Origin of the sequence: Rhizobium sp. ERR 1071 (assembly GCF_007828675.1) — a bacterium.
Lineage (GTDB): Bacteria > Pseudomonadota > Alphaproteobacteria > Rhizobiales > Rhizobiaceae > Rhizobium > Rhizobium dioscoreae.
On record NZ_VITM01000002.1, the window covers coordinates 556,363 to 572,985 of the forward strand.

Consider the following 16,623-nt stretch of genomic DNA (forward strand, 5'->3'; position numbering starts at 1 on the left):
TTATGGTTGTCCGGCGCTCACGCTCGGCCCTCTTGGCATGCACCGCGTTTCTCGCTCTCGGGCTGGCGACGACGTCTTTTGCGCAAACAGCCGCTCAAAATGAAGAGGCGACAGGCGAGGCCGCCAAGGGCGATCGAGTCACCAATCTGAAACCGATCGTCGTGAAGGGCAAAGGCAAGGCGAACAAGGATGTGCTTGCCGACTCTCCGACCACAAGCGAGACGACGGCCAAGGACATCGACGACCAGCAAATCACACGTATCGAGGATCTCGGCCGCAGCACCGAAGTCGGCGTCGGCTTCAACCGTACGACCGGCGGCGTCAATATTCGCGGCCTTGGCGACGACCGCGTTTTGACCACCGTCGACGGTATCCAAATTCCTTTCCTTCTTGATGCTTCACGCGGCAACGCTAGCGGCGCCAATAATGGTGGCAATGGCGGCGTCAACAGCTTCGATTTCAATGCGCTTTCGAGCGTCGATATCGTGCGCGGTGCAGATTCAAGCCGTGCCGGCTCAGGCGCTCTCGGTGGTGCCTTCGTGCTTCGCACTCTGGAGCCGGAAGATCTCATTGCGCCCGGCTCTACCTGGGGCGGCGTCTTCAAGTTCGGCTATAATGGCGACGACCGGAGCATTGGCGGTTCGGCCGCTGTTGCCAAGCGCATCGACAATACCGCCGTTCTCTTCCAGGGCGGCTACACGCATGGTCATGAGCTTGAGAACAATGGCGATGTCGGCGGCTACTCAACCAAGCGTACCCAGGCAAATCCGGCCGACTACAATCAGAGAAGCGGCCTGTTCAAGATCCGTCAATATACCGACGTCGGTACCTTCGGCATCACGGCCGAGCACTACAACAAGGATAAAACCACCGATCTGATGACCCTGCAGAGCCCGACCGGAAACTTCCGGCCTGGCAATTACAACGGGACAGACAATGTCGAGCGCAATCGCGTGTCGCTCGATTACAAATATGAAGCCGAGAGTGCCGATTCGCTGCTTGATACCGCAAATGCCGTTTTCTACTGGCAGAATCTTCTGCGTGAAGGCGGTGTTGAGGGCTATCGCTATACATCCGTCATTGGCGACTATTGGCGCCGTAATGAAATGGAAGACCGCAGCATCGGCTTCGCCGGCAACGCATCGAAGTCTTTCGATACCGGCAGCCTGCATCATCAGGTCACGTTCGGTCTCGACGTCGCTTTCGACGAAGTTCACCAGTACTCGGCCGGCAAAGATAGCTGCGACAATCCGCGTTGGCGTGCTTCCTGCGCCTTCCTGCACACCAACCAGTCCGACATGCCCGATGTCGATGGCAAGCGCGTCGGCGCCTTCATCGACGACAAGATCGAGTTGGGCTCCAGCAATTTCTATCTGACGCCGGGTCTGCGCTTCGATTGGTATGACTACTCGCCGAAGAACACCGCTGCCTATCGTGATAGCGCCAACTATGATGGCCTGCCCCCCGGACAATCCGACAGCCGCTTCTCGCCGAAGCTGCGCGCATCCTATCAGCCGCAGGACAATGTCGAACTTTATGCGCAGTGGGCGATGGCCTTCCGTGCACCTAACGTCAGCGAACTCTATGTGAACTACGGCGTACCTGGCGGCTACGTCAACATCGGCAATCCGAACCTGAAGCCCGAGACCAGCAACGGCATCGAAATCGGCACCAACCTCGGCGATGACGATTTCGGCGGCCATATCGGCGCCTTCTATAACAAGTACAAGAACTTCATCGACACGCTGAATTATCGCGATCCTACGGGCACCTATCCGCTCGGGATCACTGAATACTTCAACCGCGCCAATGTCCGCATGTTTGGTGTCGAGGTCAACGCGCACAAGACGTTCGACAATGGCATCCACGTCAAGGGCTCGTTTGCCTATGTCCACGGCAAGGATTCCGATACCGGCCAGTGGATCAACTCCGTCGCTCCGGCCAAGGCGGCCTTCACTGTCGGCTATGCGACCGAAGTCTGGGGAACGGACCTGACTTTCATCACCGCGGCGCGCGAGGCGAAGAAGACAGGCGATACGCTGCAAACCCCTGCCTACGGTATCTTCGATCTCACAGCCTGGTGGGAACCGGAGCAGGTGAAGGGCCTTAGCATTCGCGGCGGCGTCTACAACATCTTCAACAAGACCTATTACGACGCTCTCAACGCACCGTCCTATAGCGGCACGCTGACCCAGCCTGCTTCCTATTATTCCGAACCCGGCCGGACCTTCAAGCTGACGCTGACGCAACGGTTCTAAGCCGTTACATCGATGCAGCAAACTTGGGCGATGCTTCGGCATCGCCTCTTTTTTGCTCTCCCGCGTGGCATCGGGCGATCTGCGCAATTGTAAATGGCAGCGTTCGATGCTATTTGAACAACGCAGTCTTTAACCGTCGAGAAAAGAAGAGAGGAGGACCGTATGACCAAGATAGTCTGGCATATTCGCCAGTTCGGTCCGACTCGTGCCCTGCAGATGCGTTTGCAGGGCTGATCAGAGGCTGTTTTCTCACTCAATCCTTCTGGTCTGCCCTTTGGGCGACGCGAGCTCGCGCATCTGCGTGGCCGCGTCATGACATGTTTTCGAGCATTGGCCTGCTTGGGCCATCGGCATCGGCGTAGCGCGGCAAAAGGAGCCGCCGGCGATGTCTTGAGATGCTCGATCGAGACCGGAAAAGATCATGACTCTCATCAATCTCCGCAATCTGGGCGTCACCATGAGTGCGCCGCTGTTTTCCAATCTTAACTTCACCGTCGATTCCGGCGATCGCGTCGGCATCGTCGCCGCGAATGGACGCGGGAAGACCACGCTGCTCAACTGCATCACGGGCAGGCAAGAGCCGACCACAGGTGAGATCACCCGCGCCCGGGGCTTGCGCGTCGGCTATGTCGAACAGAACGTGCCGGCGAACCTGCTGGAAGTCTCCTTCTATGATGCCGTTATGCGCGCTTTGCCTCAGGAGCAAGTCGCGAGCGAGAGCTGGCGTGTCGACGTCACTCTCGATTCGCTTGATGTACCTGATGCGATGCGGGAGAGGACGTTGGCGCAGCTCAGCGGCGGCTGGCAGCGGCTTGCCATGCTTGCCCGGGTCTGGGTGACGGAACCCGACGTGCTGCTGCTCGACGAGCCGACCAACCATCTCGATCTCGCCAAGATCGCACTGCTGGAGGATTGGCTGAATGCCTTGCCGCGCGATGTGCCCGTCATCATCGCCAGCCACGACCGCGCCTTCCTCGATGCCGTCTGCAATCGAACCCTGTTCCTGCGCCAGGATCAGTCGCAAACCTATGCGCTGCCGTATAGCAGGGCGCGTGCGGCGCTGGACGAGGTCGATGCCTCGGATGAGCGCCGTTACCAAAAAGAGATGAAGACGGCGCAGCAGCTGCGCAAGCAGGCGGCCAAGCTCTACAATCTGGGCGTCAATTCCGGCAGCGATCTCCTGACGGTGAAGACGAAGCAATTGAAGGCGCGGGCCGAGAAGCTGGAGGACAGCGCGAGACCGGGCTACCGTGAGCGTTCCTCCGGCTCGATCAAGCTCGCCAATCGTGGCATCCACGCCAAGGTCCTGCTGACGCTGGAGGATGCCTCGGTGACGACGCCTGATGGTACGTTGTTATTCAAGACCGGCCAGCAGTGGATTTGTCAGGGCGACCGCATCATGTTGCTCGGGCAGAATGGTGCCGGCAAGACGCGGTTTGTCGAGATGATCCGTAGGGCGATCGCCGATCCGTCTGCCGGCGGCCCAATCAAGCCGACGCCGTCTCTAGTGTTGGGTTACAGTGATCAGGCGCTCTCCCATCTCGGTGAAAAGGATACGCCGCTCGGCATGATCACGCGCTTGTTCGAGCTCGGCGAACAACGCGCCCGCACGCTGCTGGTCGGTGTTGGCATCGGTATCGACATGCAGGGGAAGGAGATCGGCCGTCTGTCTGGCGGGCAGAAGGCGCGGCTCGCCATGCTGGCGCTGCGGCTGACCAATCCAAACTTCTACCTGCTGGACGAGCCGACAAACCATCTGGATATCGACGGCCAGGAGGCGCTGGAGGGCGAACTGACGGCAAATGAGGCGAGCTGCCTTCTCGTCTCGCACGATCGCAGTTTCGTGCGATCGATCGGCAATCGCTTCTGGCTGATCGACCGGAAGCGATTGGTCGAAGTGGATGGGCCGGAGGAGTTCTTCGAGGCGGCGAGAGGGCAGGCGTGAGGAGGGCGGAATCTTCAGGCGGCCGATGGGTGCGAAAACAGATTGGCCGCCATGAAATCCACAAAGGCACGTATCTTCGGGGACAGGTAGCGGCTCGTGGGCCACAATACACGAAAGATGCCTGTCTTCGCGATATGGTCGTCGAGCAGCGGCACAAGCCGGCCGTCGGCGATTTGCGTGCTGACGGCAAAGGGCGGCAGGCATGTGATGCCGAAGCCGTTTTCGGCTAGGTGGATGAGCGGTTCGATGGCGCTGGCGATCGTCGTCGTCGGCAAAGCGAGCCGCAACTCCTCCCCATTGCGCACCAGAGGCCACGGCTCCAGCTTGCCCGTGCTGGGATAGCGATGATGCAGGCATTTGTGCTGAAGCAGGTCTTCAGGTGCAAGCGGGATTCCTTCCGCTTTCAGATAGTTGGGTGCGGCGACGATTTGAAAGCGGAATGTACCGAGCTTGCGGCTCATCAGCCTCGTATCCCTGACATCGCCGGTCCGGATGACCGCATCGAATCCCTCCTCGATCACATCGACCAGCCGATCGGTAAAATCCAGATCCAGCGTGATATCGGGACAGGTGCGCATGAAGGCCGATATCGCCGGCATCAACAGCATTCCGGCCAGGGGGAGGCTGACGCGAAGGTGGCCGCGGGGAGCCGCATGCGATTTCGAAAGCTCCGCCTGAGCCGTATCCAGCTCTGAGATGATGCGCCGACAGGTGTCGAGAAAGAAGCTGCCTTCTTCGGTCAAGGTCATGCTGCGGGTCGAGCGGTGAAAGAGGCGAACGCCCATCTCTCGCTCCAGGCGGGCGATTGCCTTGCCGACGGCAGAGCTCGAAAGGCCGAGCCGCCGCGCGCCCCCAACGAAGCTACCGCCTTCCGCCGTCTGTACGAAGATCCCAAGCGTTCCAAGCCTATCCATCACGGCTCCCGATTGCGGAATATAATTCCGATCTTATGTGAATACCGGATCATTTATCCGCTATCTCACTCTCGATATCCAGTGCCGGTGCGGCACATGAAGCCGCTTTTTCGAAAGGAACCGCAATGGATACGATTTCCGCCCATTTCACCGCCCAGCCGCAGCCGACCACCTTCATCGTCAATGTCATCCACGTTCATCCCGGCAAGCAGGAAGAAGCCTTCCGCGTGATCCAGGATGTTGTTCACTATGTCGCCGAACGGAAAGAAGAATTCCTCTGGAGCAATCTTGCCAAGAGCACGGACGGCCTGACGGTTGTGAATATCGAAGCCATCAAGGGCGCCGGCAATGTCGACGAATTCTTCTCCGATCCAGTTTTTGTCGAGAAATTCCGCAGGCTCGATGACGTTTCGACAAGTGAATTCCACACCTACACTGTTGGCGATCTGGTTTTGCCGAAGCTCGGCGGCGGTGAAGGCGCCAGTGTCTAAGGCGTTGTAATCGATAGCAAGCAGATGCCGCCTCTTCGTTGCCGGAAACTTTCCTTCCATCTTCCGCTTGCGCATCGCGGCATCTCACGCTAACAATTCCCGCCATGAACACGTCCTTGAACAACATTGCAGTTTGGTGGTGGGCACGCTGAGGCGGCCTCGACCAATCGTGTTCAAAGACGACGAGTGAGCCGCCCGAGATTTCGAGGCGGCTTTTTTGTTATATTGGCCGCCTGTCATCCGGGCCCGACAACGGAGTGAGGAACAATGGTAACGATCCTTCGGGATGATGGTGCGGAAATCTACGAGACGAAGGGCGGTATCACTGTCACTCGGCAGCGCCGGCCGACGCCCTATGCGGATGCGGTTTCATCCTATATCGACAAGCTCGATGAGCGCCGCGGCGCCGTCTTCTCCTCCAACTACGAATATCCGGGCCGCTATACGCGTTGGGATACCGCCATCGTCGATCCGCCGCTCGGCCTGTCCTGCAACGGGCGCGATGTCTGGATCGAAGCCTATAACGAGCGCGGCGAAGTCATTCTCGGCTTCATCGCGGAGAAGCTGAAGACCGTTTCCGAGGTGGTGCTTGGCGCCTCGGCGCCGCGCCGGCTCGATCTCACGGTCAAGACGCCGGATCGTGTTTTCACCGAGGAAGAGCGCTCGAAGATGCCGACGGTCTTCACCGTACTGCGTGCCGTGACCGATCTCTTCTACTCGCAGGCGGATGCCAGCATCGGCTTCTACGGCGCCTTCGGCTACGATCTGGCCTTCCAGTTCGATGCGATCGATCTGAAGCTCAAGCGCCCGGATGACCAGCGCGACATGGTGCTCTACCTGCCGGACGAAATCCTGGTGGTGGACAACTATTCCGCCAAGGCATGGATCGATCGCTACGACTTCGCCAAGGGCGGCGTGTCGACAGAAGGCAAGTCGGGCGAGATCGCGCCCGAGCCGTTCCGCCATACCGATGCCATTCCGCCGAAGAGCGATCATCGCCCTGGCGAATATGCCGAACTGGTGGTCAAGGCGAAGGAGAGCTTCCGCAAGGGCGATCTTTTCGAGGTCGTGCCCGGCCAGAAGTTCATGGAGCGCTGCGAGAGCAAGCCGTCCGATATTTCCAAGCGCCTGAAGGCGATCAATCCGTCGCCCTATTCCTTCTTCATCAATCTCGGCAATCAGGAATATCTCGTCGGCGCTTCGCCGGAAATGTTCGTGCGTGTATCGGGCCGCCGCATCGAAACCTGCCCGATTTCGGGGACGATCAAGCGCGGCGACGATCCGATCGCCGATAGCGAGCAGATCCTGAAGCTTCTGAATTCCAAGAAAGACGAGTCGGAACTCACCATGTGCTCCGACGTCGACCGCAACGACAAGAGCCGCGTCTGCGAGCCGGGTTCGGTCAAGGTCATCGGCCGCCGGCAGATCGAGATGTATTCGCGCCTGATCCACACGGTCGACCATATCGAGGGACGCCTGCGCGACGACATGGACGCTTTCGACGGCTTCCTCAGCCACGCCTGGGCCGTCACCGTCACCGGCGCGCCGAAGCTCTGGGCCATGCGCTTCATCGAGAATCATGAGAAGAGCCCGCGTGCCTGGTATGGCGGCGCGATCGGCATGGTCGGTTTTAATGGCGACATGAACACCGGCCTGACGCTGCGTACCGTTCGCATCAAGGACGGCATTGCCGAGGTGCGCGCCGGCGCGACGCTGCTCAACGACTCGATCCCCGAGGAAGAAGAAGCTGAAACCGAACTGAAGGCCTCCGCCATGCTTTCCGCCATCCGTGACGCCAAGACCGGCAATTCCGGCAAACAGCAACGCGACGTCGCCTCCGTCGGCAAGGGCGTGAAGATCCTTCTCGTCGACCACGAGGACAGCTTCGTCCACACGCTTGCCAATTACTTCCGCCAGACGGGCGCGACGGTATCTACCGTGCGTACGCCGGTGCCGGAAGAGGTCTTTGACCGGCTCGATCCGGATCTCGTCGTCTTGTCGCCGGGTCCCGGCAATCCGAAGGATTTCGATTGCAAGGCGACGATCAAGAAGGCGAGGGCGCGCAACCTGCCGATCTTCGGCGTCTGCCTGGGCCTGCAGGCGTTGGCCGAAGCCTATGGCGGCGAGCTGCGCCACCTGGCGATCCCGATGCATGGCAAGCCCTCGCGCATCCGTGTGCTGGAGCCCGGCCTGGTCTTCTCCGGTCTCGGCCGCGAAGTGACCGTTGGCCGCTACCACTCGATCTTTGCCGATCCGTCGAGCCTGCCGCGCGACTTCATGATCACCGCCGAGAGCGAAGACGGCACGATCATGGGCATCGAGCATGTGAAGGAGCCGATCGCGGCCGTGCAGTTCCACCCGGAATCGATCATGACGCTCGGCGGCGATGCCGGCATGCGGATGATCGAGAATGTCGTGGCGCATCTGGCGCGGCGGGTGAAGACGAAGGCCGCCTGAGGCGAGCATTTAGAATTCTGAAGGTTGATAGCCCCATGCACTCGGAAAAAGCGCATGGGGTTATTTTTATGCCTTGAAAGAGCCAACAAACCGCTGAAGAGATTGATTTGTGGTGGGGGCTTTCAGTCGGTGATCCCAAGAATATTCAAGGGCGTTTTCTTCGCCTTCCTTGCCGTCATGCTCCTCGTCGGTCTCGGCATCGTCGTGCCGCGTCCGCTCTGGCAGGAGGCACAGGCTGCGCGCAGCGAGCGTTCACAACAAATCCTCATGCTCAGCAACCCCATCCATACGGATATCGCCATTCCCGTCGATGGCGATCTCCTCACGCGGTTCGCCTTCCTGCGGACGGCCGGGCTGGATATCGGCAATCCCAACCTGCGCTATCTCATTTTTGGCTGGGGCGGCCGGAGTTTCTATACGGAGACGCGGACATGGGCGATTTGAAAGCGGGTCCCGTCTTGAAGAGCTTTGCGCTCGATCGTTCCGTCATTCATGCGGAGCTCGCGGGCGATATTCCGCTGGACGCGCCTGCGGTGACGGTCATCGACATCGATGCCGAAGGTCTTGAGCGGCTCAAGCAATTCGTTCTCGCCAGCTTTGATCGCTCCGACAGTGGTCCGATACCCCTGCCTGGCAGCAACTATGGGCCGAACGACGCGTTCTTCGAAGCGCGGGGTTATTTCAACGCGCTGATGGGATGCAATACCTGGACGGCAGCTGCGCTGAGGCAGGCGGGATTGACCTCCGGCCTCTGGACGTCATTGCCCTGGATGCTGCGAATGTCCTTGCGGCTGCATAATGACGATGAAGGCTTTGGGGCAGGCCATACCTTGCCTTGAGGCGGTTTGACTTGCTTCAGGTTGTATCCTAATCTTTACGTCGTTCCTGTGGGGCACATCGGCATCGGGCCGAAAGGGCTAGGCCTGCCCGCTGATATCACTCAGCAGGAGTCTGCCCATGCCAACCCTCGATACCTATCGTAAGCAAGCCAAGCTCTTGATGCGCTGGCACCGCGAGCGCGACTATTCCCTTGGCGGAAGAGTCCGAATGCTCGATCGTTTCAAGGCGCTGACGGATCGCGAGATCCTGGCGATGAAGTTTCCCCTAACGCTGGCGCAGGAGATCGTTGCGGTGGAAGCGGGCCACAGGAACTGGGCGGAATTGAAGTCCGTCGCAGCGGACGCGCCGAAGATGCCCGCCGTTACAGCGGAGCCGCCGGTTTTAAAGAGCATTGTTCCCATCCTTTTCGTGCGGGATGTGGCTGCGAGTGCAGCCTTCTTCAGGGAGAAGCTCGGTTTCTCCGAGGATTTCCTGCATGGGTCGCCGCCGTTCTATGGGGCGGTGTCGCGTGACGGTATCTGGATTCACCTGCGGCTCGTCTATGAGCCCTATTTTGCCGCCGCTGCGGCGAAGGAGAAATCGCTCATCCTCGCCTCTATCGAGGTCTCGAATGTCCAGGGATTGTTCGAGGAGTTCAAGCAGAGGGGTGCTGAGTTCGCACAGCCGCTGATGAAGCAAGCCTGGGGTGGCACCGATTTTCATGTGCGCGATCCGGATGGCAATGTGATCTCGTTTGTCACGTTTAGATCATAACTCTTTGATCCACCGAGGTTGCTGCCGAGGGATGACCCTCACAGATCCTCGCAGTTTTGCCAGGCTTCTTCGAAAATGAGCTTGTCTAGCGGCAGTCGCTCGCGCCATCCCTTCACGGCGAGCTCCGGCATGTCGTAGAGCTCGTCGACATAGCCGACGCAGAGCCAGGCGACGATCTTCACATGCTCGGGTATGCCGAGGATCGCCTTGATGGCATCCTCGTGGAAGATGCTGACCCAGCCGATGCCGACGCCCTCGGCCCTTGCGGCAAGCCAGAGATTCTGGACGGCGCAGACGGTCGAATAAACATCGGTATCCGGATTGTGCGTTCGGCCGAGCACGACCGGTCCGCCACGCTTTGTGTCGCAGGTGATGCAGATACTGAGCGGCGCCTTGCGGATGCCTTCCAGTTTTAGCCGCTGATACTGCGCGCGACGATCACCCTCGAACATCGCGCAGGCTTCCTCATTGGCCTGATGGAAGGCCTGCCATACGCGCTCACGCGTTTCTGGCTGACGGATCAGGATGAAGTTCCATGGCTGCATGAAACCAACCGACGGTGCCGAATGGGCAGCCTCGAGCAAGCGCCGGACGAGATCGTCAGAAAGGGGATCGGGCCGGAACTGGTCGCGCACGTCGCGCCGGGTCTCGATGGCGCGATAGACGGCGTTGCGTTCCAACTCCGAAAATGCGCCGGCTGCGACCAGATGATCCGACACACTCGCGCGGGCGTCGGCGATGGAAGGTGTAGCATCGGCAGTCTTTTCAGGAGCGGGCATGTTCAACCGTGATTTTCATTAGGAGGCGGCGGCGCGTCGGCCGGTGTCGCCGACCCTTGCACATCAGGCTGAAGCACAGCTTAGTGCTGGATGGCAAGTCAAACTACCAGCGCGATTTTCCACAGGCGTGCGCATTATCGGCTTCCAACTGTCGCGGAACGGCGATTTAGGAAACGTCTTCCTCATGTTTCGCGAACGGACTGGCCAGACGGCGCTCCTTTCAATTCGCACATCGGCAACGAATTGTCGTGTGAAAAGGGTGTCTGCCTTTGACAAACGCTAAGTCCTGGCCCATATGGACCGACAATGAGCCGCCTGCGCGAAAATTCGCGCGGGCGGTTTTGCATTTCAACGGCGCCTTTTTTGCAATTCATTCGCATAAGCAGGCGTGGGGACATTTGGAGACGGGCATGAACAGTCAGGGAAACGATACGATCAGGCGGCTTGCCCTCTGGGGCATTCCGCTGTCGCTCGGCGTCATGGGGCTGAAGATGCTGGCCTGGTGGCTGACTGGCTCGGTGGCGCTTCTGTCCGATGGACTTGAATCGCTCGTCAATGTTGTTGCCGCCTTCATCGCCTTCTTCGTCATCCGTTACGCGCAGAAGCCGGCCGATCATGATCATCCCTTCGGGCATCACAAGGCGGAATATCTTTCCGCCGTTACCGAGGGCGTGATGATCGTCGTTGCAGCGCTGATGATCGTGCAGGAGGCGATCGGCCATCTCGCCGATCCGCAGCCCATGCAGGCGCCGGTGCTCGGTCTCGCGATCAACTTTGTCGCCGGCGTCATCAACGGTATCTGGGCTCTGACGCTGATCCGGGCCGGCCGGACATATCGCTCGCCGGCATTGACGGCGGACGGCCAGCACATCATGTCGGATGTCTATACCTCGATCGGTGTCCTTATCGGGCTGTTGCTGGCGCTTGGCACCGGGCATCCGATCTTCGACCCCGTGCTTGCCATTCTCGTTGCCATCAACATTCTCTACCAGGGCTGGAAGGTCATCTCCACTTCGATCGACGGGCTTATGGATAAGGCCGTTCTGCCGGAAGAGGAGAATGTCATCAAGGATGCGATTGCCAGAAATGCCGAGGGTTCGCTCGGCGTGCATGATCTGAAGACGCGCAGGGCAGGGGCCGTGACCTTCGTCGATTTCCATATGGTGGTACCCGCCGCCATGCCGGTGCGGGAGGCACATCGAATCTGCGACCGCCTTGAAGATGCCATACGGGCGATCCATGCGGGCGCCGAAATAACCATTCACGTGGAGCCGGAGGGCGAAAAAGCCCATGGTATCCGCGTCAAAGTGATCAAGGAGACCTGAGATGCCAAAGACCGATGTGTCCGGCCTGTCGATGCTCGGCAACCAGACGGAAACCGCCAGCAATCCGGAAGAGGCGGTTCTGGAGAAAGTGCCGTCCGGCCATGCCGGTACCGATTATGTCGTCCGCTTCACCGCGCCCGAATTCACCTCGCTGTGCCCGATGACCGGACAACCGGATTTCGCCCATATCGTCATCGACTACATTCCCAATGAATGGCTAGTGGAATCGAAGTCGCTGAAGCTCTTCCTGCATTCCTTCCGCAATCACGGCGCATTCCACGAGGATTGCTCGATCTATATCGCCAAGCGCCTGGTGGATCTGCTGCAGCCGAAGTGGCTGCGCATCGGCGCGTATTGGTATCCGCGCGGCGGCATTCCGATCGACGTCTTCTGGCAGACCGGCAAGCCGCCGGAAGGTGTTTGGCTGCCGGATCAGGGTGTGCAGCCCTATCGTGGCCGAGGCTGAATGAAAAAAGCCGCCATCGGGGGATGGCGGCTTTTCAGCTAGATTCGATGCGGCTGCTGCTCAGGCGAATGAGTTGTCGTCGCCATCGTCATAGGACGAGTCGTCATAATCATCGTCCTGAGCGTCTTGGGCAGCGTCCTGGGCGTAATCGGCCGCGCTCTGATCATTCTGATCGCTATTGTCGTCATTGCCGAAATAGTTGTTATTGATGATCGTTTCCTGCACCGGCTGTTCGGCTGCATTGGCTGCCGTGCCTCCGAAAAGGCCACTGCCGGCATTGCCGCCGAAGAGGCCTCCGCCAGTTCCGCCAAGATGTGGGCTGAAGAGGCTGGAGAGCGATTCCGCCAGCATCACGCCACCGGCAACGCCGGCCGCCGTGCCGAGGGCGCCGCGCAGAAAGCTGCCGCCGGCCGAAGGCGCGGCTGCCTGCTGGCTCCAGGGGCCGGATGGCTGTGGTTGCGGCTGGCCGGCCCAAGGGCCGGGCTGAGGCGCATTGCGGGCATAGTCGTCATAGAGACGACCCTGCTGCTGCGGGCTGGTTGCCTGCGGCGCCGGCGCACGCTGCTGCTGGCCGCCGCCGAAGAGCGAGCCGATTCCGCCGAGGAAACCGCCGGTCTGGCCCTGCGGGTGATTGTCGGCGCCCTGCTGCTCGAGCTCGTGCACACGGGCTTCGAGCTGCTGGATGCGATCGGCAGCCGCCTTCATGCCCTGTTCCTGCATGATGACGGCCTGCGCCAGGAAATAAGGCGCATAAGGCTGGTCGCGGACCGCCTGGTTGATGAAGGCCTCCGCATCGGCGTCGCGCTGCGTGCTGGCCGCGCCGCGCACGCGATCGAAGAGAGAGGCGAGCAATTGACGTTCTTCTGGCGACATGATGGCCTCCTTGGCTATCTGTGCTGCAAATTCGGGGGCGCGATCTCTAACCGCGCTGACCTGACGTAGGATCAAATCTCGGCTTTTCAAAGCCATTCAAGTTACATTTCGGTAATCCGCAACCATAACACCATGTTGTCAGTCGCTATTCCCGCCTTGTCTTTTTCCGGCATTGTTTTACGCATTGAGTCGCACTATGTGCGGTGAACGACGCATCATGCTGGAGAGTTGAATGAACGACGAAGACGAACAGGAAGACAAGAAGACCGAGCAGCCCTTGGGCAAGGACGCGGAGGCGAATCTTTTCAAGTCGCGTTCGATCTTCATCTATGGCGGCATCACGCAGGAACTGGCGCAGAAGGTCTGCTCCCAGCTCGTGGCGCTTTCCGCCGCCAGCGACGATGACATCCGCATCTATGTGAATTCGCCCGGCGGTCACGTCGAGTCAGGCGATTCCATTCATGACATGATCAAGTTCATTAAGCCAAAGGTCTGGATGATCGGTACGGGCTGGGTCGCCTCCGCCGGAGCGCTGATTTACGTCTCCGCTCCCAAGGAGCGCCGTATTTGCCTGCCCAACACGCGCTTCCTGCTGCACCAACCGTCCGGCGGTACGCGCGGCATGGCCTCCGACATCGAGATCCAGGCACGCGAAATCATCAAGATGAACGAGCGCCTGAACAAGATCTTCTCGGAAGCCACCGGTCAGCCGGTCGAGCGCATCGCCAAGGATACGGATCGCGATTACTGGCTCTCCGCAGAGGAAGCCAAGGCTTACGGCCTGGTCTCGCGCATCGTGACCTCGCAGGCGGAAATCTGATCTGGCCGGTTTTTCCGATTGAATTGAGCGCCCTCGCTTGCCGGAAGGCTGGCGGGGGCGTTTTCGATGAAAAAGCTTTGATCAAAAGCCAAAAGCTGGCGGCAGAAATCTCTGCCGCCAGCCTTCACCGCTCGGGAGGTTGCAACGTTTCCGGGAGCGGCGAACTCGAAAGCGCAAACTACAGACCGAGCGTGTCCTATATGGTAATCTCCACCGGCGTTCCGTCCGGCATGGTGATGACAGCCTCATAGAAGCCGTCGCCGGTGGTGCGTGGTGCGGATTTCAGGCGATCATCCGCCTTGCATCGTTCAGCCAGCGCATCGACGGCAGCTTTGCTGCCGAGGGATATGGCAATATGGTCCCAGCCGATGCGTTCGCTGTGCGGGTCGGGAGAAAGCCAGGGGCCGGTCATCAGTTCGATCTGGTCGTCGCTTTCCGGCAAGGAAATGAAGCGGGAGACGAAGCCAGGCCGTCGCTGGCTTCGATAGGGTTCGCCGACGGTTGCGCCGAAATAAGTCTCCCAGAAATTCGCGGCGGCATCGAGATCATGCGTCCATAGAGCGGTATGAGCGATCCGCATCTGTCTCTCCCTGTGTCTGTTCGTGATTGCGGGTAACGATGCTGGCGCAGAGAGGTGCGACGCAGAGGAGTGCGGCGAGCATCCAGAAGGCGCCGGGCAGGCCGAGATGATCCGCCGCGAAACCGACGCCGGCGGGGCCGACGAGCACGCCCGCATATCCGGTCATGGTGATGGCCGCGACGGCCAGGCCGGCCGGCATGACCTTCTGCGAACCGCCTTTGCGGAAGAGCACCGGGACGATGTTGGAGGCGCCAAGCCCGATCAGGAGGAAACCGCTCATGGCGAGGATCGCGATCGGGCTGAGAAGGAGGACGCCAAAGCCTACGACCGCAATCGCGCCACCCCATAGCATGATTGCCCTGTCACCGACCCTTGCAGTAATGGCATCGCCGCTCAGGCGGCCCACCGTCATCGCAATGGCAAACAGCATGTAGCCGAGGCCGCCATGACTGGTATCGACCTGGCCCTGCGTGGTAAGCAGCAGAGCACTCCAATCGAGGATCGCGCCTTCGACGAGGAAGGTGATTGCTGCCAGCGCGGCCAGCAGCAACACGACGCCGCGTGGCATGACGAAAAGCGGCGCGTCCTCCGCGGGGACGGTTCGCAGCAGACGGGGCCATGCGACGATCACGGCGATCACCATCACAGCCGAGCTTAGAAGCGTTGCGGCAAGGGGACCGGCCTTCACGGATAGGAGCAGGGTGACGAGCAGGGAGCCGATGAAGCCGCCTATGCTGAATAAGGCATGGAAGCCGGACATCAGTGGCCGGTCCGCGCCTTTCTCCACTTCGACGGCATGAATGTTCATGGCGACATCGAGCGATCCAAGGCAGGCGCCGAACGCCGCCAGCGCAAGACCGAGGGTGAACGGCGTGCTGGCTACGGCCAAGGTCGGCAAGAGAAGTGCGAGACCGAGACCGCCCGTGATGATGATCGGCTTGCTGCCATATCGCGCGCTCAACATGCCGGCCGCAAGCATTGCGGCCACCGAACCGAGGCCAAGGCAAAGCAATAGCATGCCCAGCACGCCGTCATCGACGCCGAGGCGATCCTTGGCGAAGGGGACGAGGGGAGCCCAGCAGGCGAGGGCAAAACCTCCAACCAGAAAAGCAAGTCGTGTTGCCAGCCGGGTTTCCGGCCGATCCGTGGATTGCATGGTCATTTCTTATCTTTCGAAATCAGGAGGATGACGTGACGTCGCTTGCCTTCACCAGCGAGAAGCCGGCGTCGGCGGCCGCCTTTTCGTCAGCGACAGGCAGGTCATCCTCGACAACAAGCCAATCGATATCGTCGGCGCCGCCGATGCGGTGCGGCGCGCGTTCGTGAAACTTCTCCGAGGTAATCAACGCGATCCGTGCTGCGCTTTTCTTGAGCAGCGTCCGCTTGAAGATCGCATCTGCATGTTCGTACACGCTGATGCCGTTTCTTGCCGTAATGGCGCAGACGCCCAGGAAGCAGCGATCGATGTTCATGGCTTCGATGGCCACGATCGCGGATGCATCGACGCTGCCGCCGACGACGGGATCGACCGCGCCACCGATCAGGATGAGCGGGATATCGCCGCGCTTCATGACCGCGCTGGCGATATCGATGGAGTTCGTTGCGATCGTCACGTCCATGTTCTTCTGCAGAAGATCGACCATTGCGAGATTGGTGCTGCCGCTGTCGAAAAACAGGAATTCGCCCGGTTCGATCATTGCGACGGCCGCCTTGGCCAGGGCTCTCTTGCGACCGGATTCCTGGCCGACACGTACGGCCATCGGCTGCGACGGCGTCAGGAGAGGGAGAGCGCCGCCGTAGACGCGGCGGCATTTGCCCTCTGCGGCAAGTGCCCGCAGATCGCGGCGCACGGCATCTTCGGACACGTTGAATTCGGCGGCCAGAGATGCGGCAACGATCTGCCGGCCCTCTGCAAGCCGCGCTTCGATGACGTCCCGGCGGGACAATGGGAGTGAATTGCTCATAAATTTGCATTAATGTGCATAAATAAGAGAGTCAATATGCACGTTTATACACGATGTGACTCGCCGACGATATATTCCGCGAGTGATTTGCTGAGCGATACTGTCATTTCGCGCGAAAACAGCACTTGCACGCCCGATGCTTGTAATGCTCCATGCGC

14 protein-coding genes and 1 pseudogene are annotated in these 16,623 nt (G+C 59.9%); 9 read left to right on the plus strand and 6 right to left on the minus strand.

Going from position 1 to position 16,623, the window contains the following annotated elements; translation table 11 throughout:
* Window positions 1-2 precede the first annotated feature (2 nt).
* Together FBZ99_RS08015 and FBZ99_RS08020 are read left to right on the plus strand one after the other, a co-directional pair.
* On the plus strand, window positions 3-2,258 hold the full coding sequence (locus FBZ99_RS08015; RefSeq protein ID WP_145632362.1) for a TonB-dependent hemoglobin/transferrin/lactoferrin family receptor: 2,256 nt from the start codon (window positions 3-5) through the stop codon (window positions 2,256-2,258).
* Window positions 2,259-2,679: 421 nt separating this feature from the next.
* On the plus strand, window positions 2,680-4,203 hold the full coding sequence (locus FBZ99_RS08020) for an ABC-F family ATP-binding cassette domain-containing protein (RefSeq protein WP_145632364.1): 1,524 nt from the start codon (window positions 2,680-2,682) through the stop codon (window positions 4,201-4,203).
* 14 nt (window positions 4,204-4,217) lie between these two features.
* Here FBZ99_RS08020 and FBZ99_RS08025 read toward each other — a convergent pair whose 3' ends face one another.
* Window positions 4,218-5,117 carry a LysR family transcriptional regulator gene (locus FBZ99_RS08025; protein ID WP_145632367.1) on the minus strand — a complete coding sequence of 300 codons (900 nt, stop codon included), beginning with the start codon at window positions 5,115-5,117 and terminating at the stop codon, window positions 4,218-4,220.
* A 125-nt stretch (window positions 5,118-5,242) separates the two neighbouring features.
* On the opposite strand from FBZ99_RS08025, the gene FBZ99_RS08030 reads away from it, so the two are divergent.
* The 4 genes and pseudogenes from FBZ99_RS08030 (at window position 5,243) to FBZ99_RS08045 (ending at window position 9,658) form a co-directional block, all read left to right on the plus strand.
* Complete coding sequence (locus FBZ99_RS08030; protein WP_145316494.1) at window positions 5,243-5,608, plus strand: antibiotic biosynthesis monooxygenase; 366 nt, start codon at window positions 5,243-5,245, stop codon at window positions 5,606-5,608.
* A gap of 267 nt (window positions 5,609-5,875) precedes the next feature.
* On the plus strand, window positions 5,876-8,065 hold the full coding sequence (locus tag FBZ99_RS08035) for an anthranilate synthase (protein WP_113351827.1): 2,190 nt from the start codon (window positions 5,876-5,878) through the stop codon (window positions 8,063-8,065).
* A 267-nt stretch (window positions 8,066-8,332) separates the two neighbouring features.
* Window positions 8,333-8,904: pseudogene (locus FBZ99_RS08040) on the plus strand (TIGR02117 family protein).
* A 118-nt stretch (window positions 8,905-9,022) separates the two neighbouring features.
* Entirely contained in the window at window positions 9,023-9,658 is a 636-nt protein-coding gene (locus FBZ99_RS08045) for a glyoxalase superfamily protein (protein ID WP_145632369.1), read from the plus strand.
* 38 nt (window positions 9,659-9,696) lie between these two features.
* On the opposite strand, the gene bluB is transcribed toward FBZ99_RS08045, so the two are convergent.
* On the minus strand, window positions 9,697-10,437 hold the full coding sequence (gene bluB / locus FBZ99_RS08050) for a 5,6-dimethylbenzimidazole synthase (RefSeq protein WP_246661085.1): 741 nt from the start codon (window positions 10,435-10,437) through the stop codon (window positions 9,697-9,699).
* Window positions 10,438-10,847: 410 nt separating this feature from the next.
* Between bluB and FBZ99_RS08055 the strand changes: the two genes are divergently transcribed.
* Together FBZ99_RS08055 and queF are read left to right on the plus strand one after the other, a co-directional pair.
* A complete protein-coding gene (locus FBZ99_RS08055; RefSeq protein ID WP_145632372.1) occupies window positions 10,848-11,762 on the plus strand; it encodes a cation diffusion facilitator family transporter in 915 nt (304 codons plus the stop codon).
* 1 nt (window position 11,763) lies between these two features.
* Complete coding sequence (queF, locus tag FBZ99_RS08060) at window positions 11,764-12,228, plus strand: preQ(1) synthase (protein ID WP_015340658.1); 465 nt, start codon at window positions 11,764-11,766, stop codon at window positions 12,226-12,228.
* A gap of 60 nt (window positions 12,229-12,288) precedes the next feature.
* Here the strand turns inward: queF and FBZ99_RS08065 are convergent, their stop codons facing one another.
* Window positions 12,289-13,101, minus strand: a complete 813-nt coding sequence (locus FBZ99_RS08065; RefSeq protein ID WP_145632375.1) for a DUF2076 domain-containing protein — start codon at window positions 13,099-13,101, stop codon at window positions 12,289-12,291.
* 232 nt (window positions 13,102-13,333) lie between these two features.
* On the opposite strand from FBZ99_RS08065, the gene FBZ99_RS08070 reads away from it, so the two are divergent.
* Window positions 13,334-13,921 carry an ATP-dependent Clp protease proteolytic subunit gene (locus FBZ99_RS08070; RefSeq protein WP_047632158.1) on the plus strand — a complete coding sequence of 196 codons (588 nt, stop codon included), beginning with the start codon at window positions 13,334-13,336 and terminating at the stop codon, window positions 13,919-13,921.
* 196 nt (window positions 13,922-14,117) lie between these two features.
* Here the strand turns inward: FBZ99_RS08070 and FBZ99_RS08075 are convergent, their stop codons facing one another.
* Genes FBZ99_RS08075 through FBZ99_RS08085 form a run of 3 tightly spaced genes read right to left on the minus strand, consistent with a single transcriptional unit; the run spans window position 14,118 to window position 16,465 of the window.
* The gene (locus tag FBZ99_RS08075; protein WP_113388961.1) at window positions 14,118-14,501 is read right to left on the minus strand and encodes a VOC family protein; all 384 of its coding nucleotides are present in this window, start codon (window positions 14,499-14,501) and stop codon (window positions 14,118-14,120) included.
* Complete coding sequence (locus FBZ99_RS08080) at window positions 14,467-15,657, minus strand: MFS transporter (RefSeq protein ID WP_145632822.1); 1,191 nt, start codon at window positions 15,655-15,657, stop codon at window positions 14,467-14,469. Before FBZ99_RS08080 ends, FBZ99_RS08075 begins: the two co-directional genes overlap by 35 nt.
* A 22-nt stretch (window positions 15,658-15,679) precedes the next feature.
* Window positions 15,680-16,465, minus strand: a complete 786-nt coding sequence (locus FBZ99_RS08085) for a DeoR/GlpR family DNA-binding transcription regulator (protein ID WP_145632377.1) — start codon at window positions 16,463-16,465, stop codon at window positions 15,680-15,682.
* Between the last annotated feature and the right edge of the window lie 158 nt (window positions 16,466-16,623).

Bases quoted from the DNA above. Each gene is read 5' to 3' on its own strand.
- FBZ99_RS08015 (WP_145632362.1), top strand. From the start codon at position 3: ATGGTTGTCCGGCGCTCACGCTCGGCCCTCTTGGCATGCACCGCGTTT.
- FBZ99_RS08020 (WP_145632364.1), top strand. From the start codon at position 2,680: ATGACTCTCATCAATCTCCGCAATCTGGGCGTCACCATGAGTGCGCCG.
- FBZ99_RS08025 (WP_145632367.1), bottom strand. From the start codon at position 5,117: ATGGATAGGCTTGGAACGCTTGGGATCTTCGTACAGACGGCGGAAGGC.
- FBZ99_RS08030 (WP_145316494.1), top strand. From the start codon at position 5,243: ATGGATACGATTTCCGCCCATTTCACCGCCCAGCCGCAGCCGACCACC.
- FBZ99_RS08035 (WP_113351827.1), top strand. From the start codon at position 5,876: ATGGTAACGATCCTTCGGGATGATGGTGCGGAAATCTACGAGACGAAG.
- FBZ99_RS08045 (WP_145632369.1), top strand. From the start codon at position 9,023: ATGCCAACCCTCGATACCTATCGTAAGCAAGCCAAGCTCTTGATGCGC.
- bluB (WP_246661085.1), bottom strand. From the start codon at position 10,437: ATGCCCGCTCCTGAAAAGACTGCCGATGCTACACCTTCCATCGCCGAC.
- FBZ99_RS08055 (WP_145632372.1), top strand. From the start codon at position 10,848: ATGAACAGTCAGGGAAACGATACGATCAGGCGGCTTGCCCTCTGGGGC.
- queF (WP_015340658.1), top strand. From the start codon at position 11,764: ATGCCAAAGACCGATGTGTCCGGCCTGTCGATGCTCGGCAACCAGACG.
- FBZ99_RS08065 (WP_145632375.1), bottom strand. From the start codon at position 13,101: ATGTCGCCAGAAGAACGTCAATTGCTCGCCTCTCTCTTCGATCGCGTG.
- FBZ99_RS08070 (WP_047632158.1), top strand. From the start codon at position 13,334: ATGAACGACGAAGACGAACAGGAAGACAAGAAGACCGAGCAGCCCTTG.
- FBZ99_RS08075 (WP_113388961.1), bottom strand. From the start codon at position 14,501: ATGCGGATCGCTCATACCGCTCTATGGACGCATGATCTCGATGCCGCC.
- FBZ99_RS08080 (WP_145632822.1), bottom strand. From the start codon at position 15,657: ATGCAATCCACGGATCGGCCGGAAACCCGGCTGGCAACACGACTTGCT.
- FBZ99_RS08085 (WP_145632377.1), bottom strand. From the start codon at position 16,465: ATGAGCAATTCACTCCCATTGTCCCGCCGGGACGTCATCGAAGCGCGG.